We start from the raw sequence: 23,067 nt of genomic DNA, 5'->3' as shown, positions 1-23,067 counted from the left end.
TGTGATAAGAAAACCTAAAGAGTGGCGCGTCCTGGAGGATTCGAACCTCCGACCGCCTGGTTCGTAGCCAGGTACTCTATCCAGCTGAGCTAAGGACGCGCAGTTTTCGATATCAACTTAAGTCAATATCAGGGTTTCTAATCTTATGAGAAGAAAACCTAAAGAGTGGCGCGTCCTGGAGGATTCGAACCTCCGACCGCCTGGTTCGTAGCCAGGTACTCTATCCAGCTGAGCTAAGGACGCGCAGTTTTCGATATCGACTTAAGTCAATATCAGGGTCTCTAATCTTATGAGAAGAAAACCTAAAGAGTGGCGCGTCCTGGAGGATTCGAACCTCCGACCGCCTGGTTCGTAGCCAGGTACTCTATCCAGCTGAGCTAAGGACGCGCAATGTTCTCGAAAACGAGAGTTGTGAAGTATATCACACTAATTTTTTGAAACAACATGCTTTAAAACAAAAAAATTGGCCATAAGCCAATTAATGGCGGTGAGGGAGGGATTCGAACCCTCGATACGGTATCAAGCCGTATACTCCCTTAGCAGGGGAGCGCCTTCAGCCTCTCGGCCACCTCACCGTTTTATATTCCCTGGTAAGGAAATTATGGCGCGTCCTGGAGGATTCGAACCTCCGACCGCCTGGTTCGTAGCCAGGTACTCTATCCAGCTGAGCTAAGGACGCGCTGTACTTTCGTGCTAATGAAAGTGTTGTTTTAAAGCGGTTCCGAAGAACCATTCTTCTCAATGAGAAGAAGCAAGAATGGCGGTGAAGGAGGGATTCGAACCCTCGATACGGTATCAAGCCGTATACTCCCTTAGCAGGGGAGCGCCTTCAGCCTCTCGGCCACCTCACCGTCTTGCGGAGGCACATATTACGATTTACCAAAAATATGTCAAACATTTTCTTGGCAAAAATAGCAAAAAGTCTTTTAACCGTTGGCTATTTAATCAAAGCGGTGTTAATTCGCTCTTTTTGTTAAAAATATGCCCTCAACCTATACAAAAAAGGCTGACAAAAACTGCCAGCCTCTCTGTGTAATTAGTAGTTGCCTGATGCAACGTTACCATTACCTTTTTCTGCCTGAATGCGCATGTAAATTTCTTCACGGTGAACAGACACTTCTTTCGGAGCATTAACACCGATACGTACTTGGTTACCTTTAACACCTAGTACAGTTACTGTTACTTCATCACCGATCATTAGAGTTTCGCCAACGCGGCGAGTTAAAATTAGCATTCTGTGCTCCTTGAGTAATCTCTGATTTATCTTGCTACGAGGCTATTATCCAACAAAAGTTATATTTTCGTAAACTCTATTGTCGCCTTAAACTACCCTAAAAAGGTATGTTTTTTCAGGCAATCGAGTGCCTCAGCAGAAGTTATGTAAGCATCATGCAGTATGTTGGCCGCTTTGTCGACACATTCTGGTAACAGTATCAACATTAACGATTGAGGGTTCACCGCACAATGTTTTACATCAATGCCCTGCTCCGTGAGCAAAGCGTAAGAATTTTCAACCAGCCCTTCGACATCGAGTCCAACAGCCGTCAGTAAACTTACCAACTCACTATTACGGATTTTATCGCTGAAAACCAGTTCCAGTTTTGCATAAGCATCATGTTTTATCACCACACCTATCCATTCTGCATGCTCGATCACATTCCAAATCGTGATACCAAGCATTTGACACTGACTCTTTAGCCCCGAAAAAGCAGCTCGTTCGATTTTAATCAACGACATATCTCGTTGAATAGCAACACCACAAACCGAGCTTTGGCACTCTTCACCTTTGACCAAACTGCCGTTGTTAGTCTCGAACGTTGAAAGCACTCTCAAAGGGACATTGTGTTTCCACGCATATTGAACCGATGGAAGATGCAAGACCTTGGCGCCTTTACGAGCCATTTCTTCCATTGAAGGAAAGTCAATCACATCCAATTTCTGAGCCGACGCTACGACGCGTGGGTCACAGGTATAGATGCCATCAACATCGGTAAAGATTTGGCACTCATTGGCTTTAAGCGCTCCGGCAAGTGTGACAGCACTGGTATCTGAACCACCTCGACCTAACGTGGTGATATCCCCATTTTCATTGATACCTTGAAAACCCGCTACGATGACGATTTGATCTTGCTTCAACAAACCTTCAATCATATCAGTATCAATATGTTTAATCGTTGCGTCATTGTGTTGGTTATCCGTCACAATATTCGCCTGTGCTCCGGTAAGTGAACGCGCCGAATAACCGAGTTTATTCAGTGTCATTGCAAGCAGTGCCATCGACACTTGTTCACCAGCAGAGAGCAAAACATCAAGTTCTCGAGCCGTCGGTACGCTATCGACCTGCATTGCGAGGTCCATGAGTCGGTTTGTTTCACCAGACATCGCCGATACAACTACAACAACTTGATTACCATCATTTTTCGCCTTTATGATGTGTTCAGCTACTGCGTGGATTCTTTCAATTGAACCTACAGATGTTCCGCCAAACTTTTGCACGATAAGGGGCTTTTTCACCAGTCTTCACCTTCCCAAGACCAAAGTCTCATTCGAACCACAATCTACTTATTGAATATAAACTGCAGTAGTTATTACAAAACAAGTGGTCGATTTGAGTGTCATGAAACATTCAATTAAACCACTTGGTTAGGACAAAAAAATTACGCTCAATCAAACAAATGATTGAGCGTAATTTTATAAAGCAACGATTATAGGCGTTCTTCTAGCCATGGCTGCACTGATTGAATCGCTTCAGGCAGAGCTGCTACATCAGTACCACCTGCTTGCGCCATATCAGGACGACCGCCGCCTTTACCGCCAACTTGCTCAGCAACCATTTTAACCAGGTCACCGGCTTTAACTTTGCCAATAAGATCTTTAGTGACACCAGCAATTAAGCCAATCTTATCGTCGTTGATGTTAGCCAGTAAAATCACACCACTGCCTACTTGGTTTTTGATGTCATCAACCATGGTACGTAGGTTCTTGTTATCCGCACCTTCTAGAGCAGCAACCAACACTTTAGTGCCGTTGATATCCTGAACTTTACCCATGATGTTTGCGCTTTCCGCAGCAGCCATCTTGTCTTTCAGTTTCTGGATTTCTTTCTCTAGAGATTTCGCTTTTTGCGCCGACTCAACAAGTTTCTCTTCGTATTTCGCTTGTTGTTCTTCGATCGCATCTAATGCTGCTTCACCTGTTACCGCTTCGATACGGCGAATACCTGCTGCGATACCACCTTCAGAGGTAATCTTAAACAGACCGATGTCACCCGTGTTTGCAGCGTGGATACCACCACAAAGCTCCGTTGAGAACTCGCCCATAGACAGTACGCGAACTTCATCATCGTATTTCTCACCGAACAGGGCCATTGCACCTTTCTGCTTCGCAGACTCGATGTCCATGATATTCGTTTCAATCACGTGGTTGCGACGAACTTGAGCATTCACAAGACGCTCAACTTCTTTCAATTCCGCTGGCGTTACCGCTTCTAGGTTCGAGAAGTCGAAACGTAGGTTCTCAGGTTTAACAAGCGAACCTTTCTGCGCAACGTGCTCACCAAGTACTTGGCGTAGGGCTGCGTGAAGTAAGTGCGTTGCTGAGTGGTTTAAAGAGATAGCCGCGCGACGCTCTGCATCGACAACCGCTTCAACTTCATCACCTTTCGCTAACACGCCTTCCGCTAGAACACCGTGGTGCGCAATTGCGTTACCTAATTTCTGAGTGTCTTCTACTTTGAATAGACCTGACTCAGTTTTAAGTACACCAGCATCACCACACTGACCGCCTGATTCTGCGTAGAATGGCGTTTCACCTAGGATAATGATGGCTTTGTCGCCTGCTGATAAAGATTCAGCTGCTTCACCTTCAACGAAGATTTCAGCCACATTGCTGTTACCTTGAGTGCCCGTGTAACCACAGAACTCAGTCTCAGATGCAGTTTTGATCGTTGCGTTGTAGTCAGTACCAAATTGGCCTGCTTCACGAGCGCGCTGGCGCTGCTCTTCCATTGCTTTCTCAAAACCTGCTTCGTCGATAGTGAAATCACGCTCACGAGCAACGTCGTTAGTTAGGTCAGCTGGGAAACCGTAAGTATCGTAAAGCTTGAATACTGTTTCACCGTCAAGCTCTTTGCCTTCAAGTGCATCGAGTGCTTCATTCAGGATAACCATGCCGCGCTCTAGTGTACGGCCAAAGTTTTCTTCTTCAATACGAAGTACTTTTTCAACAACAGCTTGTTGCTTTTTAAGCTCGTCAGCAGCACTGCCCATCACTTCAGCTAATACACCCACTAGTTTGTGGAAGAATACGCCTTGTGCACCTAGCTTGTTACCGTGACGAACTGCACGACGAATAATACGACGTAGAACGTAACCACGACCTTCGTTTGAAGGCATAACGCCATCAGCGATTAGGAATGAACATGAACGGATGTGGTCAGCGATAACGCGCAGCGATTGGTTTGATAGGTCTTCGTGACCAACAACCTCTGCTGTCGCTTTGATTAGCTTCTGGAATACATCGATTTCGTAGTTTGAGTGAACGCCCTGCATGATTGCAGAGATACGCTCAATACCCATACCCGTATCAACAGCAGGTTTAGGTAGCGGTTCCATCGTGCCATCAGCATGACGGTTGAACTGCATAAATACGTTGTTCCAGATCTCGATGAAGCGATCGCCATCTTCTTCAGGCGTACCAGGGCGACCACCCCAGATATGTTCACCGTGATCGTAGAAGATTTCAGTACATGGACCACAAGGACCAGTGTCACCCATTGTCCAGAAGTTATCTGATTCGAACTGCTTACCGCCTTCTTTGTCGCCGATACGAACGATACGATCAGCAGGAACGCCTACTTTTTTGTTCCAGATATCGAATGCTTCGTCATCTGTCTCGTAAACTGTTACCAATAATCGGCCTTTTGGAAGTTGCAGTGTTTCAGTCAGGAACTCCCAAGCAAACGCAATCGCGTCTTCTTTGAAGTAGTCACCGAAGCTAAAGTTACCTAGCATTTCGAAGAAAGTGTGGTGACGAGCTGTAAAGCCAACGTTTTCTAGGTCGTTGTGTTTACCACCCGCACGTACACAGCGCTGAGCCGTAGTTGCTCGTGTGTAGGCACGTTTCTCGGCGCCTAAGAAGCAATCTTTAAATTGGTTCATACCTGCATTAGTAAATAGCAGGGTTGGATCGTTATGTGGAACCAACGATGAACTGTCTACGATTTGGTGTCCTTTGCTTTCAAAGAACTTAAGGAACGCGTTACGAACCTCATCAGTGCTCATGTACATGCAGCTCTTCCTGAAAATAGTCAAGTTAGAATTTTGCGACATTGTAGACCAAGCAAGCGCTGACGACTAGTTTTCTAAAAGAAAAGAGTAGATTGTTAAAACGAAAGCTAGACGAACAATAAAGCAACACTGAGTGGTGTCCATCACCCAGTGCTGCACAGTGACCCTTAGGTCATTATAGTTACTCCCCCTATTCCACAACTCGCTTAGCCAGCCAATCATCTAGCCATTTCTGCGTGTCTGTAAACCATTTACCACGTAGTCGGCTGACCCCCTTACTCTTAAGCCAATTATAGTTTTGAGGCGGCACATATTTTTGATCTAATAGTACTTGATAGAGCTTAAGCATTTCGTCAGAGTCCAAAATGTGGACACTTCCGTCGGCAAGTCTACGTAATCCAACACCATCAAGCTGTTGTTCTAACGAATCAGGCACAAAGAATAACGCGGGGAAATTATCTTCTAGCGCACTAAATGAATTGGAAGCATCATGATTATGGTGAATTAATTTAGAATCAGCATCTAACTTAAAGCGAGTATTAATATCACCAATCAGCACCCTTAACTCAGGGCTAATATTACCCTTACCAAACTGATACTCGAACCTAAGTCCAGAGTAGTATTTTTGAGAGTCGTAGGCCTGTTTTAATATAGGAGGCATCTCATTCACATTGTCAAATAAGTCATCAAGAATCGTTCGCATCCCCTCCCAGCTCTCAGAGTCCTTAATGATATTCACGAAATCTTCATCAATGGGAAAATTAGCACGGCTTTCCCATTGAACAAAGAAGTTATGATCATCGTACATGGCCCTTAAATCGGGAGTTAAATCGTCAAGACTGCGCCCACTGCGAGCTAAATCTTCTTCAATACGGACTTTATACTCAGACCAACTTATTCTAACTGGAGAATAACTATCCTCAGACAAATTAGAGTAGTGGCTAACAACTGCTAATAGATCATAATCGGCGATCATTAACTTACCGTTGCTTGCTAACGCCAAAACATTAAGGGGTTGGAATGCACCTTGCTCATTGAAGTATTTCACCGTGTATTTGTTATCTGCACCACTAAAATCTAACCTAAAAACAGTATTATTTCTTTCGGTAAGCAATAACGAACCATTCGCCAAAACACTATCAACCTGAATTTTCCCGGCACCCACTAACTCATCAATTCGCGCTGATGAAATTTTCAATGGCACGCTTGATACTAGACCGCGATCAATAACATCTTGTGAATATTTAGAGAACTTAGAGACTCTCTCTGGTGAAGTTCGGATCGAGGCTTTAGAAAAGCTTTGATCTACAGGGATAAAGCCCATCATAGGTCCCCAATCTGATGTCTTCGCTTTAACTTCAAAATTTTTAGTGACAAATTCACCACTTTCGATGAGCGATTCAGCCAATGGGTCAACTGGTCTTACACCAATAGCAATATCTTTCTCATTTGCTATGTTACCTAAAATTGTACGATGTTCAGCGGGCATACCATACCTAAAACCACAACCCGATAATGCACTACCACCTAATGAACATGAATACTGTGGCCGTTTACTAGACAACTTGACAAAATCATCATCTACTGCGTTGACTAGAGTACCTTTTGCATTCAAGCGGTTAGCTTTCCATTTCAGCTTAAACTTCTTGAGTTTACGTCGTCCCCCATTAAGCAAATCGTAAACATCGTTAATTGGTACAATTTCTTTATAAGATTGCTTCAGTGTAGCTACAAATACATCTTTCAATCGACTATATAACCGCTTTCTATCAAGAGAAATAGTACCTAATACTGGAACTTTTCCTTTCCTGAATATCGCACCAATCCCACGAGCAAAGGACTTTGAAGAGTTTTTAAGCGCCTTTAAAGTTAAAGACAATGTGACATCGCGCCCAACAGCTGCCGAAGCTGAAGCCTTAAATATAGGTACAAAAGTCATTATGTCCCCTACTACACCAGCGACTCCAGCACTATTATTCCCCATCTTAAAATCATCTATCGTCCCCCATAAAGGTAATATCGCCTTACCGATACTTTTAGAGAAACGACGAGCCTTTTCTCTACGACTTTCAATACTTTTGAAGATTTCTTTTTGATCAAATAGGTAATCTTTATAGAGTAGCATCAGCCCTCGATAAGTATTTGTAGCACTGCTGTTGTAAATGCCTCGGATACGGAAGCCATCATAATAACAACCTGGCGAATTAAACCCATTCAGACAAGCATCTCTTAGCCCCATAGTGACTGCTTTTACCAAGCTTTCATTCGAGTGTTGGTCCGTATCCACCGACACCCTAGATGTATCAATTAAGTGCTCCAATAGTTCAAACTTATTGCTAGGAAACGTATGGTATCCATAAGGACTGTAACTCCATAAATCACTCGAAAAAAGAGCATAATGGCTTTGATCGTAATATATATTAACTCCATTAACTTTTTTAAACGCTTCTGCAATAACATTTAAGTTAAATGAATAACTTGTACCGTCAGAGCCAAACGCTTTATTAAAATCAATCATTGAGTGGGTTTCATAGAGATATAAGGTGTGCTTCATTGCTAAAAGCTGAGAAATTGCTTTGGCATTACTTTCAAATACTAATTCCCAGTAATTAGTGATATCCGGAATGCTTGAGTAACCTTGTTTGTGCCAAAAAGACTCCTCCTCTTCATAATAATCTTCGAAATCACTGCTGCCAATAACAATATTTCGGATACTGCCCCTATTAACATAGTCTTTCCAGCGTGATTCGATCAAGTTTTGAGGAACCCCGATACTCCACATAACATGACGTGCTATGGTCTCTCTAGTAATATAGAGTCCAAATTCATCCGACTGTTGGTCTTCATTGTACTCTGCATTTAAAAGCACCGAAGCATCTTGTACTTTAGCTGTTTGGTTAACATAGCTTTCGTTCAATCTAAATAAACGCAACGCTTCTTCTGAGGAGAAATTGTTGAGGTTTTGGTATAACTCAACAGCTAGTTGGCGAATATTTACTGGTCGTTCTTCGCCCCCTTGTGCAACATCGAGCCAACCATAAATTGGGTGCTTCATTCGAGTAAGAGGGAGATCAACAGCCTGACCAGAACCATCAGTACTACCGTCACAAATAGCATCCCCATCATTTCCACTACGAATATACGTGTAGCCGCTATCGAATGAGAGACTGACTAAACAAAATAGCACATCATTCTTGTATCGTGTACTAGGATAAATTTGATAGCGATAGCTTCCGTTAGGCAGTAATTGATAAGAAGAGTTGCCTAGCTTGAAGTGTTCATCTACTCCATAGGTAAACTCTAACTGCACCGGAGAGTCTAGCGCTAGCCATTGTTCAGGGGTTAAATCAACGGTGAGCATAACACGCCGTCTGGTTAAACCCGACCTAACTGCACTGATAATCCCTGTGGCTTTGTCTAATACATCTACACTTGCAGGGTTCGTCACAAGGGTATCTAAATAGTATTGATCATAAAGGGTAGCCCATTCATAATCGCTGATTGTACTTTCTATTTCTTCATCAACAATTGTACTTAAACGGCGTGCTAAGGTCGCTTTTACATTTTCTACACTCCCATACGGGTAATAGATATCCTGTCGAAGTTCATCAAATAACATTCTTATAGCTATTAATTGTAGGCGTTCCTCATACCCTCCAGCTGTAGAGCCAAACACCATATCTTTAAAGTGGCCAATGTTATATCCGATAAGTGATGTTGACCCTTTAATCATATACTGGCTTTCATCAACGTATAAAGGTGTACCATTTAACATCAGCTCAACAAAATCTTCTTCTGTAGCCCCAGAGCCTTTATTGATTGAAATATAATACCCCGCAGCCACTTCCTCTGGATTAACAAGAGCATTTGCTACAATATCTTCAAGCGAAGCGGCCTCATAATCTTGTACAAGGCTAGCATAGAGCTCTTTAATATCTTCTTGGCTAAGGTTATTAACTGAATGAGCATTAATGTTAGAGTCTAACTGCAATAACACTGTAGAACGGATAAAATCAAGACTCGCATAGGTTGAATAACTATCTTGTACCAATAGATTTAGAAGAGATCTTCTTAATTTATCTTGGTACTTTAGATTCAAGCTAAAGTCATCAACATCAGCAGCAGAGGAATCAGCTAGACCATTAAGGAGTGTGTTAATTTCGCTACTACTTTGGTGTTTAAATTCATTAATAAATCCCGAAGAGTCAATGCTTAACTCCGTATTGTTAAATATATTTTCAGCCAACTCTAAATATTTTTCATTCTGATAAATCTTTCCTAACTTACGAATGGAATCCTCAATGTCACTAAAATCTGTGTACCCTGATATAGAAGATACTATTTTGTAATATATCGGCAAAGCTAAAGCATTTGCGACTTCATCATCCCCCAGCCAAAGCTGTGAGTTTTCGATATCGTTCAAACGAATAGAACTACTTTTTTCCGTTTCCAAAGGTGTCAAATATCTATTGGGTAAATACACATCTCGACCTAACAAAGTTACTTTATCAAAGTAGCAAGTAGCCCCATCATGCAGGTCAGCATTTAGCAGCACTGAAGTTTCACCGCTATAAGGGAAATGTTCATTGCCAGTATCAACAAGTACCGTTGAAATTGAATCTGAAGAGAACAAAAGCTCTAGTGTAGGTTCAGAGCTTTCATCTTCCGGTGGTATCACTACTGACTCTTTATAACTAAGGTAAGCCGTAACATCGGATTCAGCCTGAGCCTCAATAATGAAGGAATTAGGTATATCGACCCTAATATTGCATCCCATCGAGTGGCCTTCTTCATTCATCCCACTTCTAAACAATGTGAAGTGAAGCTCAGTACTCAACTCTTCTGCTGAGAAAGCAGAAGAAGGGTAAACAACATAAGCTCCCGCTAATGTAAAACCAAATAAAACGTAGAAGGGGAAAAGTCTTAACACTTTTTCTTTGACCATAAAAACACTCCATTATTCAGTACGTCATGCTGAATAATACATCAAAGAAAAACAATTTCCAACAAGTAGAGCTAACTTCAAATCCATATAAGGAATGTCTTTGCACGATGAATAACTTTAATACTCGCTTCTTTGCTTGAAAAACATACCTAATCAGTCCTGCTAAGAGATTCATCCCATAACTAACGTGGCTCAGGTTAGCCAAGAATTTATGCGTGTTTAATTAATCACTTCCTTTCTCTTCAAGTGCATAGCTAATTTGCTCAAAGCTATAACCACGGTACTGAAGAAATCGTACCTGCTTCGCGTATTCTTTCTGATCTATTGCTTTGACACCTTTGAATTTCTTTTCAGCAGCGCTTTTTGCAAGTTCAAACCAATCTTGAGGTTCCTCTTCCATCGCTTTTTCGATGACAAAGTCAGCCACTCGCTTTTGGTTGAGTTCTTGGCGAATACGGCGTTCACCGTGTCCTTTATAGACGTGCTGTCTCACTTGGCTCTTAGCGTAACGAAGATCATCTAAGTAATTATGTTCTAAGCAAAAGTTAATCGCCTCTTGGATTGATTCATCTTCGTAACCTTTTAGACTGAGCTTCTGATACATCTCATACTCACCATGGTCACGACGACTCAGTAATTGAATGGCTGCTTCTTTGCTAGATAAGGTTGGTGGTTTTCTTTGAAACATGGACAATTAATTTTTCAAAATCTAGATACAACAAAGCCCCGCATAGGCAGGGCTTTAATAATCAGTAGAGAGCTCGCTTATAGCTCTTGTTCTGGCATTTCGCCAAGTTCAGCATCATCTGGCTGAGCTTCAGCTGGTGAAAGTAGCATTTCACGTAACTTAGCATCGATAGCTTGTGCAGCTTGCGGGTTTTCGCGTAGGAACTTACCTGCATTCGCTTTACCTTGACCGATCTTGTCACCGTTGTAGCTGTACCAAGCACCCGCTTTTTCAACGAGCTTGTGCTTAACGCCTAGGTCGATAAGCTCACCTTCACGGTTAAAGCCTGCGCCGTAAAGAATTTGTGTTTCTGCTTGCTTAAATGGTGCAGCAATCTTGTTCTTCACAACCTTGATACGAGTTTCGTTACCAACAACTTCGTCACCGTCTTTGATCGAACCGGTACGACGAATATCAAGACGAACAGAAGCGTAGAACTTAAGTGCGTTACCGCCTGTTGTTGTTTCAGGGTTGCCAAACATCACACCGATCTTCATACGGATTTGGTTGATGAAGATACACATACAGTTAGATTGCTTTAGGTTACCTGTTAGCTTACGCATTGCTTGAGAAAGCATACGAGCCTGAAGACCCATGTGGCTATCGCCCATCTCGCCTTCAATTTCAGCTTTAGGTGTTAGAGCCGCAACCGAGTCAACAACCATGACATCGATAGCACCTGAGCGCGCTAGTGCATCACAGATTTCTAGAGCTTGTTCACCTGTATCAGGCTGAGAAACAAGTAGTGCATCGATATCTACGCCAAGTTTCTTCGCGTAAACTGGATCAAGTGCGTGCTCAGCATCGATAAACGCACATGTTTTACCTTGCTTTTGCGCTGCAGCAATACACTCAAGAGTTAGGGTTGTTTTACCTGAAGATTCTGGACCGTAGATTTCTACGATACGACCCATTGGCAGGCCACCAGCACCTAGGGCGATATCCAGAGAAAGTGAACCTGTAGAGATTGTTTCTACATCCATTGCGCGGTTGTCACCAAGGCGCATGATTGAACCTTTACCGAATTGCTTTTCAATCTGACCTAGCGCAGCGGCGAGCGCTTTCTGTTTGTTCTCGTCCATCACTTTCTCCAAATGATTCATCGTATGCTGATGATTCTCAAATCTAAACTCTTCCGTTCAGTCTTATATCCTGAACAATCAATGAAAGTCATTATACTGTTGATTCATACAGTGTCTATACCTGTATGGATTTTTTTTAACTTTTCATGATATCTATCTGATTTTTATTTAATTATATTTTGACTGTCCCTTTTCAGGCACGTTTAGACAGTTCTTCATACAGGGTTCGCATTGCACACTCTACCGCTTGCTGGCGTACTGCTGCTCTGTCACCAGAAAAGCAATGGGTCGCGACTTTTTGCCAACCTTTTTCGTCTGCCCAAGCAAAGCAAACTGTGCCAACTGGTTTTGACTCCGTTGCCCCACCAGGGCCTGCTATCCCACTGATTGAGACACCCACGGATGCCAATGAATTAGATAGTGCGCCTTGCACCATTTCAACCACGGTTTCTTCGCTCACCGCACCATGCTTCTCAAGCGTTTGTTCTCTCACTCCCAGCATTTCCATCTTGGCTTCATTGCTGTAAGTAACAAATGCACGATCAAACCAAGCTGAGCTACCCGCTATGTCGGTAATCGCAGTAGAAACGCCGCCGCCTGTGCACGATTCAGCAGTAGTCATAACTAATTTATTCTTTATTAATGCCTCACCTAGCTTTAGGGACAATAATTGTTGTGATTCCATGTCTAAAAACCTCATTGTGACTTTTCGGCCAAAGGTGATTCACGTATCCTAAGCCGCAATAGAAATTAACGAAAGCAATTAGACCGATGCCAGCCGTGAAAGCCGATCAAAAACACACGCCAATGATGCAACAGTACCTCAAGCTCAAAGCTGAGAACCCAGATATTCTGCTGTTCTATCGGATGGGCGATTTTTATGAGCTTTTCTATGATGATGCCAAACGCGCATCGCAGCTTCTGGATATCTCTTTAACCAAACGCGGCTCATCGGGCGGTGAACCTATCCCTATGGCTGGTGTGCCGTACCACGCGGTTGAAGGCTACTTAGCGAAGTTGGTTCAGTTGGGGGAATCAGTCGCTATCTGTGAGCAAATTGGCGATCCTGCGACAAGTAAAGGACCGGTAGAACGCGCGGTAGTTCGTATCGTGACGCCAGGTACGGTTACTGATGAAGCTTTACTCTCAGAGCGTATTGATAACCTCATTGCGGCGATCTATTACCATAATGGTAAGTTTGGCTACGCTACGCTTGATATCACTTCCGGTCGTTTCCAGTTAATGGAACCTGAGACAGAAGAAGCGATGGCGGCAGAGCTGCAACGAACCTCTCCTCGCGAACTGCTATTCCCTGAAGATTTTGAACCCGTCCAGTTAATGTCTGCTCGCAACGGTAATCGTCGTCGCCCTGCTTGGGAGTTTGAACTCGATACCGCTAAGCAGCAGCTCAACCAACAATTTGGTACAAAAGATTTAGTTGGCTTTGGCGTAGAGCAAGCCAAATTGGGCTTATGTGCGGCAGGCTGTTTGATCCAGTATGTAAAAGATACACAACGTACGGCCCTACCCCATATTCGTTCGTTGACGTTTGATCGCCAAGATCACTCGGTGATTTTAGATGCCGCGACTCGACGTAACCTCGAGATTACTCAGAACTTAGCTGGCGGTAATGACAATACCTTAGCTGAAGTCATGGACCACACCGCCACTGCGATGGGCAGCCGTATGCTGAAGCGTTGGTTACATCAACCAATGCGAGACATTGATACATTGAACCACCGTTTGGACGCCATTTCAGAGCTAAAAGATGAGGCTTTGTTTGGCGATCTTCATCCGGTACTCAAACAAGTGGGCGATATCGAGCGTATTCTAGCGCGTCTTGCTTTGCGCAGTGCTCGCCCAAGAGATATGGCTCGTCTTCGTTACGCAATGCAGCAATTACCAGAACTCTCTGAGTTAATGAGTTCATTGACTCACCCTTATCTAGCAAAACTGGCTCAATATGCCGCGCCTATGGATGAGGTGTGTGAGTTATTAGAACGCGCAATTAAAGAAAACCCACCAGTGGTTATTCGTGACGGTGGCGTCATTGCCGAAGGTTATAACGCTGAACTAGATGAGTGGCGTAAGCTGGCAGACGGTGCAACCGAATATCTTGAGAAAATGGAACAAGATGAACGTGAACGTCACGGCATCGATTCACTCAAAGTTGGCTACAACAATGTTCACGGTTTCTTTATTCAAGTTAGCCGTGGTCAGAGCCACTTAGTACCGCCACACTATGTGCGCCGCCAGACGCTAAAGAACGCTGAGCGCTACATCATTCCTGAGCTAAAAGAGCACGAAGATAATGTACTCAACTCTAAATCCAAAGCACTCGCCCTTGAGAAACAGCTTTGGGAAGAGCTATTCGACTTGCTTATGCCGCATCTGGAGCAACTGCAAAACTTAGCTTCATCGGTGTCACAGATCGATGTGCTGCAAAACTTAGCAGAGCGCGCTGAAAGTTTAGATTACTGTCGCCCGACTTTAACTAAGGAAGCCGGTATTCACATTCAAGGTGGTCGACACCCGGTAGTTGAGCAAGTGATGGATGAACCATTTATTGCCAACCCTATCGAGTTGCACTCTCAACGTAAGATGCTGATCATTACCGGCCCGAACATGGGTGGTAAGTCGACTTACATGCGCCAAACAGCGTTGATTGCCTTGATGGCTCATATTGGTTCATACGTACCTGCAGAATCAGCGCAAATTGGCTCGGTGGACCGCATCTTTACTCGTATTGGTGCATCTGATGACTTAGCGTCAGGTCGTTCAACCTTTATGGTCGAGATGACGGAGACGGCTAATATTCTGCACAACGCAACGCCAAACAGCTTAGTGTTGATGGATGAGATTGGCCGCGGCACCAGCACTTATGATGGCCTATCTCTGGCTTGGGCAAGTGCTGAATGGCTGGCGAAAGAATTGGGTTCGATGACGTTATTCGCCACGCACTACTTTGAGCTGACGGAGCTGCCAAACCAACTCCCTGCATTAGCGAATGTTCACCTAGATGCGGTTGAACATGGCGACAGCATTGCCTTTATGCATGCCGTTCAAGAGGGTGCAGCGAGCAAATCTTACGGTTTAGCGGTAGCTGGTTTAGCGGGTGTGCCAAAGAGCGTGATTAAGAATGCACGCGCTAAGTTGACTCAGCTTGAGCAAATCGGACAAAGTGAAACCTCGCCTACACCAAGCAGTGCAGTCGATATTGCCAACCAATTAAGTTTGATTCCTGAACCAAGTGAAGTGGAAGAAGCATTGTCCAATATCGACCCAGATGACCTAACACCGCGTCAGGCACTGGAAGAGTTGTATCGTTTAAAGAAACTGCTTTAATCGCCCAGAAACAAGAAAGAAAGCAACCAAAAATCCAAGCAAAAACGGCAGCCTAGTTAGGCTGCCGTTTTCTATTGGTTCTATTGCTACAGTTTTCGTCTTAACAACATCAAGGCAATGGTTAAGAACACAAGGCTTGGCATCACCGCACCAAACACAGGTGGAATGTTGTATACCAAACTGAGCGGGCCGAAGAACTCACTGGAGATATAGAAGGTAAAGCCCGCTATCACACCAGAAAGAATACGCGCCCCCATGGTAACACTACGCAGTGGACCAAAGATGAACGACAACGCCATCAGCATCATTACCGCAATCGAGAATGGCTGAGTCACTTTACGCCAAAACGCCAATTCATAACGAGAAGGGTCTTGCTCAGAGGCTTTTAGGTAAGTGACGTAATCATACAAGCCACCTAATGACAACTCTTCTGGTTTCACCGTTACCACCGCCAGTTTGTCTGGAGCTAACGAAGTCGTCCAACTGTATTCTGGCAAGCTCTGCTTAGAAATTTCAACTTCGTCGACCATTTCCGTCACCTGCACATCTTTCATTGTCCAAGTGTTATCTGATACGTAATCCACTTGCTTGGCATGAACCACACTTTCTAGGCGCTTGTTCTCATCAAAGCGCCACATGTTCATGCCGTAGATGGTGTCGTCTTCGACTTTCCCGATAAAGATAAAGTCATTGGCATCGCGCGCCCAAACACCTGTCCTAACAGATAACAGCGCGCCACCTGACGTCGACATCGCTCTTAGGTCACGAGCTGCCTTTTGCGCTTGCGGTGCACCCCACTGACCCAGTAACGTCACCATTATCATCAGAGGAACTGCCGTTTTCAGTACCGAGAGGCCGATATCAAGCTTAGAGAAACCTGCCGCCTGCATAACCACCAGCTCAGAGCTAGAGGCCAACATGCCTAAACCAATCAGAGCGCCTAGCAGAGCCGCCATTGGGAAGAACATTTCGATATCACGCGGAATACTCAGCAGTACGTAAAGCAGCGCTTGCAGCAAATCATAAGTGCCTTGGCCCACTTTACGTAGCTGCTCAACGTATTTGATGATCGCAGACAGGCCGACAAAGGTAGCCAAAACCAAAGAGGTCGTGGCAATAATGGTCTTGCCGATATAAAGATCGAGAATTTTAAACACGACTTACGCTACCTTATTCTTTCTTTGTCTGAGTTTGTCTTTAAAGCGGCGAACAGCAATGCTGTCCATCGAGTTAATACCGATAGCGGTTAACAACAATGCTGCATTGATTGGCCACATACCCACAATGGTAGGAATAGTGCCGTCTTCCAGTGCAGACTTGGTTGCACTGATTGATAAGAAGTAAGCTAAGTAAATCAAAATCGCTGGTCCCATCTTAGCAAAACGACCTTGGCGAGGGTTTACCGCCGACAGTGGCACAACCAGCATGGTTAACAGTGGGATACAGACCACTAATGAGATACGCCACTGTAACTCTGCCTGAGCACGTGGGTCAGGATTGCTCACAAGGTCAAGAGTAGGAATCGCTTCCCAATCACGCCCTTTACGTTTCACATCACGCTGACCAATCAGACCTTCATACTGGTCAAATTCCGTGACCATATAATCAACACGAGTCGGCACGCCTTCATAACGCGTACCATCGTACATACGAATCACCTGACGGCCATCGCTGAGTTCTTTGACTTCCCCTGATTGAGAGAAAGAGACACTCGGTAAGATAGAATCACGCGGACGCATCTGAGCAACAAAGACATGCTGGAGCTGTTTTCCATCAATATCATCGATAAAAACAACCGAAGAACCGTCTGGCGTACCTTGGAAGTGCCCCTTCTTAAGCAGGTCTACGGTATTCTCTGCCTCAACTTCTTCTTGCAATTGCACCAATTTATCTTGGCTATATGGCGCAAAATAGAATGAGTTAAAGCCGGCAATTAAACCAGTGATAACCGCTAGGTACAATGCCGCACGAATCAGGAACTTGTTCCCGATGCCTGTGGCATTCATCACGGTAATTTCACTTTCCGCGTACAAGCGCCCAAACGTCAGCAAAATACCTAAGAATAAACTTAAGGGCAGCATCAAAAGCCCCATCGATGGCATGCTTAACGCAACGTAGTGCATGACCAAACTTGCCGGGATATCACCATCTGAGGCATCAGCCAGTACTTTGATCAATTTTTGGCTGAGGAACACTAAAAATAGGATAAAAAATATCGCTAATTGACTCTTCAGTGTCTCGCGGATCAAATATCTAACAATAATCACGCTGAAATTACCTATACAAAACTTGTTTTTTTAATTGAATCACTATAATTTCCCGTTGAACCTTTTATTTTTAAATTTTTTGGCTAACTGTTAGTACGCTTATTTAAAGATAGTTCCGAGTAAGGAATCAACAAGTAAGATGACATTATCTAACATTTAGTTCTATTTGTCTTCAGGATGTAGGAGTACGCATGGAGTTCAGTGTAAAAAGTGGCAGTCCAGAGAAACAGCGCAGCGCATGTATCGTTGTAGGCGTGTTCGAGCCACGTCGCCTTTCTCCAGTTGCCGAGCAGCTAGATAAAATCAGTGATGGCTATATCAGCTCACTGCTGCGTCGCGGTGATCTGGAAGGTAAACCGGGGCAGATGCTACTGCTTCATCAAGTACCAGGAGTGCTATCAGAGCGCGTTCTACTCGTCGGTTGTGGTAAAGAACGTGAACTTGGCGAGCGCCAGTACAAAGAGATTATTCAAAAGACCATTAATACGCTTAACGAAACAGGTTCTATGGAAGCAGTATGTTTCCTAACTGAACTGCACGTTAAAGGCCGTGACACCTACTGGAAAGTACGTCAGGCAGTTGAAGCGACTAAAGATGGTCTTTACACTTTTGATCAATTCAAGAGCCAAAAACCAGAAACGCGTCGCCCACTACGTAAACTAGTATTCAACGTACCAACGCGTCGTGAACTAAACCTTGGCGAGAAAGCGATCGCACACGGTCTCGCAATCGCGTCTGGTGTGAAAGCATCGAAAGACCTTGGCAACATGCCGCCAAACATCGCTAACCCTGCTTACCTAGCTTCTCAAGCACGTCGCCTAGCGGATGACTACGAGACAGTAACGACTAAGATCATTGGTGAGCAAGAGATGGAAAAACTGGGTATGACTTCATACCTAGCAGTAGGTCGCGGCTCTAAGAATGAATCTATGATGTCTATCATGGAATACAAGGGCAACCCAGATTCTGATGCGAAACCAATCGTTCTTGTTGGTAAAGGTCTAACCTTCGATTCAGGCGGTATTTCACTTAAGCCAGGCGAAGGCATGGATGAGATGAAGTACGACATGTGTGGTGCTGCATCAGTATTCGGTACGATGAAAGCGCTGGCTAAGTTAAACCTACCAATCAACGTTGTTGCGGTTCTTGCCGGTTGTGAAAACATGCCGGGTAGCAATGCTTACCGTCCTGGTGACATTCTAACGACTATGTCAGGTCAAACGGTTGAAGTGCTAAACACGGATGCTGAAGGCCGCCTAGTTCTTTGTGATGCGCTGACTTACGTTGAGCGTTTTGAGCCAGAGTGTGTGGTTGATGTTGCAACGCTAACAGGGGCATGTGTTATCGCACTAGGTCACCACATCAGCGGCGTTATCTCAAACCATAACCCGCTGTCTCACGAGCTAGTGAATGCATCTGAGCAAGCAAGCGACCGTGCATGGCGTCTACCAATGGCAGACGAGTACCACGAGCAGCTGAAGAGCCCGTTTGCTGATATGGCAAACATCGGCGGCCGCCCTGGCGGTACTATCACTGCGGGTTGTTTCCTATCTAAGTTCGCGAAGAAATACCACTGGGCGCACGTTGACATCGCAGGTACTGCTTGGAAGTCAGGCGCAGCAAAAGGCTCTACAGGCCGTCCAGTCTCAATGCTTGTCCAATTCTTGCTTAACCGCAGTGGCCAAGACGCAGAGGAATAATCCTCACAATGTTAAAAAGGGCCGCAAGGCCCTTTTTTGTATCTCACGTAGAGTGGACTGACACCGTATGGCTAACGCAACGTTTTACATTATCCAACCTGACTCCAAGCAAGCAGACGCTGAAGGGTTTGGTGCGTATGTGATGTTTCTAGCCAAGCACTTTTCATCACAAGGCGCTAAGGTTTACCTTAACTGCCATGACAAAACTCAAGCCGAGCAAATCGCAGAGCAGTTCTGGCAAATCGATGCCAAAGAGTTTGTCGCGCACAACTTAGTCGGTGAAGGCCCCAAGTATGCAACCAACATTGAAATCGGTTACCAAGGCGTGAGGCCTTCTTGGAATAGACAATTAGTAATAAATTTGGCGGAAAATGATACAACCTTTGCGAACAAGTTTGCTGAGGTGGTAGACTTCGTCCCTTGCGAAGAAAAAGCCAAGCAACTGGCGCGAGAAAGATATAAAATCTACCGCCAAGCGGGCTATCAGCTACAAACGATCGAGATCGTACACAGCTAACAGCAACAAAATATGCAACCGGTCAATCCTTATAGTTAAGCTCTCCATTTAGAGAGTTCACTTATAAAGATTGACTCAGATTTACCATCAACCAGATAAGATTTTCTCTAAATAGTTGGGCTTAGAGCAAGGCAACCAATGAGTAAATCCCTATGAATATACATTAAGTATTTGATTAGGGTTTGCGAGTGCAGGTAACGCAGCTATCAGTCCAAATATGACGAGAAAAAAGGCGACTATGGAAAAGACATATAACCCAACTTCAATCGAACAAGCTTTATACCAAGCTTGGGAAGAGAAAGGCTACTTCAAGCCACACGGTGACACGACGAAAGAAGCTTACAGCATCATGATCCCGCCACCGAACGTCACTGGTAGCCTGCACATGGGCCACGCGTTCCAAGATACGATCATGGATACTCTAATCCGTGCTGAACGTATGAAGGGTAAAAACACCCTTTGGCAAGTAGGTACAGACCACGCTGGTATCGCAACTCAAATGGTTGTTGAGCGTAAGATCGCTGCAGAAGAAGGCAAAACTAAACATGACTACGGTCGTGATGCTTTCATCGACAAAATCTGGGAATGGAAGAACGAATCTGGTGGCACCATCACTAAGCAGCTTCGTCGCCTTGGTGCATCTGTAGACTGGGACCGCGAGCGTTTCACTATGGATGATGGCCTATCTAACGCTGTTCAAGAAGTGTTTGTTCGCCTATACGAAGATGACCTCATCTACCGTGGTAAACGTCTAGTAAACTGGGATCCAAAACTGCACACTGCAATTTCTGATCTTGAAGTTGAAAACAAAGACAAAAAAGGCCACATGTGGCACTTCCGCTACCCGCTAGCAAATGGCGTGAAAACGGCTGAAGGTAAAGACTACATTGTTGTTGCGACCACTCGTCCTGAGACAATGCTCGGTGATACTGGTGTTGCTGTAAACCCAGAAGATCCACGTTACAAAGATCTTATCGGTAAAGAAATCCTACTTCCTATCGTTAACCGTCTGATCCCTATCGTAGGTGATGAGCACGCAGATATGGAAAAAGGTACAGGTTGTGTGAAGATCACGCCTGCGCACGATTTCAATGACTACGAAGTTGGTAAGCGCAACAACCTACCAATGATCAACATCCTAACCTTCAACGCAGACATCCGTGATGCGGCTGAAATCTTCACGACTAACGGTGAAGCTAGCGATGTTTACTCTACAGAACTTCCTGCTAAATACCACGGCATGGAGCGTTTCGCGGCTCGTAAAGCGATCGTTGCTGAATTCGAAGAGCTTGGGCTTCTAGACGAGATCAAAGATCACGACCTAACCGTACCTTACGGCGACCGTGGTGGCGTAGTTATCGAACCAATGCTGACTGACCAATGGTACGTACGTGCTGCACCTCTTGCTGAGCCTGCTGTTAAAGCGGTTGAAGATGGTGACATCCAATTCGTTCCTAAACAGTACGAAAACATGTACTTCTCTTGGATGCGTGACATTCAAGACTGGTGTATCTCTCGTCAACTTTGGTGGGGTCACCGCATCCCGGCATGGTACGACAACGACGGCAACGTATATGTAGGTCGTACTGAAGAAGAAGTACGTGCCAACAACAACCTTGCACCAGTCGTTGTTCTTCGCCAAGACGATGACGTTCTAGATACATGGTTCTCTTCTGCACTATGGACGTTCGGTACTCAAGGCTGGCCAGAGCAAACTGAAGATCTGAAAACATTCCACCCTTCAGACGTACTAGTAACGGGTTTCGACATCATCTTCTTCTGGGTTGCGCGTATGATCATGATGACCATGCACTTCAACAAAGATGAAAATGGTAAAGCACAAGTACCATTTAAGACAGTTTACGTAACGGGCCTAATCCGTGACGAAAACGGCGACAAGATGTCTAAGTCGAAAGGTAACGTACTTGACCCTATCGACATGATCGATGGTATCGACCTTGAGTCTCTAGTAGAGAAGCGTTGTGGCAACATGATGCAGCCTCAATTAGCGAAGAAGATCGAGAAGAACACTCGTAAGACTTTCGAAAACGGTATCGAACCATACGGTACTGATGCACTGCGTTTCACTCTTGCTGCTATGGCTTCTACTGGCCGTGACATCAACTGGGATATGAAGCGTCTTGAAGGTTACCGTAACTTCTGTAACAAGCTATGGAACGCAAGCCGTTACGTACTAATGAACACAGAAGAGCACGATTGTGGCATGTCACTATCAGCTGAAGACCGTGCAAACATGGAATTCTCTCTAGCGGATAAGTGGATTGAATCTCAGTTTGAGCTAGCAGCGAAAGAGTTTAATGCTCACCTAGACAACTACCGTCTAGACATGGCAGCAAACACGCTTTACGAATTCATCTGGAACCAATTCTGTGACTGGTATCTAGAGCTAACTAAGCCAGTTCTATGGAAAGGCACAGAAGCTCAGCAGCAAGCAACTCGTTACATGCTGATCACTGTTTTAGAGAAGACGCTACGTCTTGCTCACCCAGTTCTACCTTACATCACTGAATCTATCTGGCAGAGCGTGAAGCCACTAGTAGATGGTGTTGAAGGTGAAACTATCATGACTCAAGCACTTCCTCAGTTTAACGAAGAGAACTTCAACGCTGAGATCGTAGAAGACATTGAGTGGGTTAAGACTTTCATTACAGCTATCCGTAACCTACGTGCAGAGTACGACATTGCACCTAGCAAAGGTCTAGAAGTAATGATCAAAGTTGCTAATGAGAAAGACGCAGCGCGTATCGAAGCGAACAAGGTAGTTCTGAACTCTCTTGCTAAGCTAGATAGCCTAACTGTTCTTGCAGGCGACGCTGAGACTCCTGCATGTGCGACTAAGCTAGTGGGTCAATCTGAACTGATGATCCCAATGGCAGGTCTTATCGACAAAGATGCAGAGCTTGCTCGCCTTGATAAAGAAGTGCAAAAGACGCACGGTGAAATCAAGCGTATCGAAGGTAAGCTAGGTAACGAAGGTTTTGTTGCTAAAGCACCTGAAGCGGTTATCGCCAAAGAACGTGAGAAACTAGTTGGCTACCAAGAGACACTAGCGAAGCTTGAAGAGCAGAAAGCAACTATCGCTGCACTGTAATCTTCGCCTCAAGTAACAACAAAAAAGCTGGTCACTGACCAGCTTTTTTTATACCCAATATTTTTTCGTTACTACTTTTAGGCT

At 44.6% G+C, this 23,067-nt stretch carries 13 protein-coding genes and 6 tRNA genes; 4 read left to right on the top strand and 15 right to left on the bottom strand.

The window, feature by feature from the left end; translation table 11 throughout:
* Positions 1 to 22: 22 nt before the first annotated feature.
* The 13 genes from EJ063_RS17085 to pncC all read right to left on the bottom strand — a co-directional run bounded on the left by EJ063_RS17085 (position 23) and on the right by pncC (position 12,727).
* Positions 23 to 99 (bottom strand) — tRNA-Arg (locus tag EJ063_RS17085).
* A 67-nt stretch (positions 100 to 166) separates the two neighbouring features.
* A tRNA-Arg gene (locus EJ063_RS17080) sits at positions 167 to 243 on the bottom strand.
* Between the two features lie 67 nt (positions 244 to 310).
* Positions 311 to 387, bottom strand: a tRNA-Arg gene (locus tag EJ063_RS17075).
* A gap of 95 nt (positions 388 to 482) precedes the next feature.
* Positions 483 to 575: transfer RNA gene (locus tag EJ063_RS17070), tRNA-Ser, on the bottom strand.
* 27 nt (positions 576 to 602) lie between these two features.
* A tRNA-Arg gene (locus EJ063_RS17065) sits at positions 603 to 679 on the bottom strand.
* A gap of 79 nt (positions 680 to 758) precedes the next feature.
* Positions 759 to 851: transfer RNA gene (locus EJ063_RS17060), tRNA-Ser, on the bottom strand.
* A 185-nt stretch (positions 852 to 1,036) separates the two neighbouring features.
* A complete protein-coding gene (gene csrA / locus EJ063_RS17055) occupies positions 1,037 to 1,234 on the bottom strand; it encodes a carbon storage regulator CsrA (protein WP_004415691.1) in 198 nt (65 codons plus the stop codon).
* A 92-nt stretch (positions 1,235 to 1,326) separates the two neighbouring features.
* Positions 1,327 to 2,514, bottom strand: coding sequence for an aspartate kinase (locus EJ063_RS17050; RefSeq protein ID WP_126575539.1), 1,188 nt, complete (start codon positions 2,512 to 2,514; stop codon positions 1,327 to 1,329).
* A 191-nt stretch (positions 2,515 to 2,705) separates the two neighbouring features.
* Complete coding sequence (gene alaS / locus EJ063_RS17045) at positions 2,706 to 5,288, bottom strand: alanine--tRNA ligase (protein WP_126575538.1); 2,583 nt, start codon at positions 5,286 to 5,288, stop codon at positions 2,706 to 2,708.
* Between the two features lie 190 nt (positions 5,289 to 5,478).
* Complete coding sequence (locus EJ063_RS17040; RefSeq protein ID WP_126575537.1) at positions 5,479 to 10,233, bottom strand: anthrax toxin-like adenylyl cyclase domain-containing protein; 4,755 nt, start codon at positions 10,231 to 10,233, stop codon at positions 5,479 to 5,481.
* Between the two features lie 223 nt (positions 10,234 to 10,456).
* A complete protein-coding gene (recX, locus tag EJ063_RS17035) occupies positions 10,457 to 10,921 on the bottom strand; it encodes a recombination regulator RecX (RefSeq protein WP_126575536.1) in 465 nt (154 codons plus the stop codon).
* Positions 10,922 to 10,998: 77 nt separating this feature from the next.
* The gene (gene recA / locus EJ063_RS17030; RefSeq protein ID WP_126575535.1) at positions 10,999 to 12,042 is read right to left on the bottom strand and encodes a recombinase RecA; all 1,044 of its coding nucleotides are present in this window, start codon (positions 12,040 to 12,042) and stop codon (positions 10,999 to 11,001) included.
* Positions 12,043 to 12,235: 193 nt separating this feature from the next.
* On the bottom strand, positions 12,236 to 12,727 hold the full coding sequence (gene pncC, locus EJ063_RS17025; RefSeq protein WP_126575534.1) for a nicotinamide-nucleotide amidase: 492 nt from the start codon (positions 12,725 to 12,727) through the stop codon (positions 12,236 to 12,238).
* Between the two features lie 95 nt (positions 12,728 to 12,822).
* Between pncC and mutS the strand changes: the two genes are divergently transcribed.
* Positions 12,823 to 15,387, top strand: coding sequence for a DNA mismatch repair protein MutS (mutS, locus tag EJ063_RS17020; protein ID WP_126575541.1), 2,565 nt, complete (start codon positions 12,823 to 12,825; stop codon positions 15,385 to 15,387).
* A gap of 86 nt (positions 15,388 to 15,473) precedes the next feature.
* Here the strand turns inward: mutS and lptG are convergent, their stop codons facing one another.
* The gene (lptG, locus tag EJ063_RS17015) at positions 15,474 to 16,544 is read right to left on the bottom strand and encodes an LPS export ABC transporter permease LptG (RefSeq protein WP_126575533.1); all 1,071 of its coding nucleotides are present in this window, start codon (positions 16,542 to 16,544) and stop codon (positions 15,474 to 15,476) included.
* 3 nt (positions 16,545 to 16,547) lie between these two features.
* Complete coding sequence (gene lptF, locus EJ063_RS17010; RefSeq protein ID WP_126575532.1) at positions 16,548 to 17,654, bottom strand: LPS export ABC transporter permease LptF; 1,107 nt, start codon at positions 17,652 to 17,654, stop codon at positions 16,548 to 16,550.
* A gap of 191 nt (positions 17,655 to 17,845) precedes the next feature.
* On the opposite strand from lptF, the gene pepA reads away from it, so the two are divergent.
* The 3 genes from pepA (at position 17,846) to EJ063_RS16995 (ending at position 22,983) form a co-directional block, all read left to right on the top strand.
* The gene (gene pepA, locus EJ063_RS17005; RefSeq protein WP_126575531.1) at positions 17,846 to 19,354 is read left to right on the top strand and encodes a leucyl aminopeptidase; all 1,509 of its coding nucleotides are present in this window, start codon (positions 17,846 to 17,848) and stop codon (positions 19,352 to 19,354) included.
* 67 nt (positions 19,355 to 19,421) lie between these two features.
* Complete coding sequence (locus tag EJ063_RS17000) at positions 19,422 to 19,871, top strand: DNA polymerase III subunit chi (RefSeq protein ID WP_126575530.1); 450 nt, start codon at positions 19,422 to 19,424, stop codon at positions 19,869 to 19,871.
* A gap of 238 nt (positions 19,872 to 20,109) precedes the next feature.
* Positions 20,110 to 22,983 (top strand): valine--tRNA ligase, encoded by a 2,874-nt coding sequence (locus EJ063_RS16995; RefSeq protein ID WP_126575529.1) that lies wholly within the window; start codon positions 20,110 to 20,112, stop codon positions 22,981 to 22,983.
* Positions 22,984 to 23,067: the final 84 nt, after the last annotated feature.

Origin of the sequence: Vibrio aquaticus, assembly GCF_003970385.1 — a bacterium.
GTDB lineage: Bacteria > Pseudomonadota > Gammaproteobacteria > Enterobacterales > Vibrionaceae > Vibrio > Vibrio aquaticus.
Note: the sequence above shows the minus strand (reverse complement) of the source record. Positions and strands in the feature narration are given on the sequence as shown.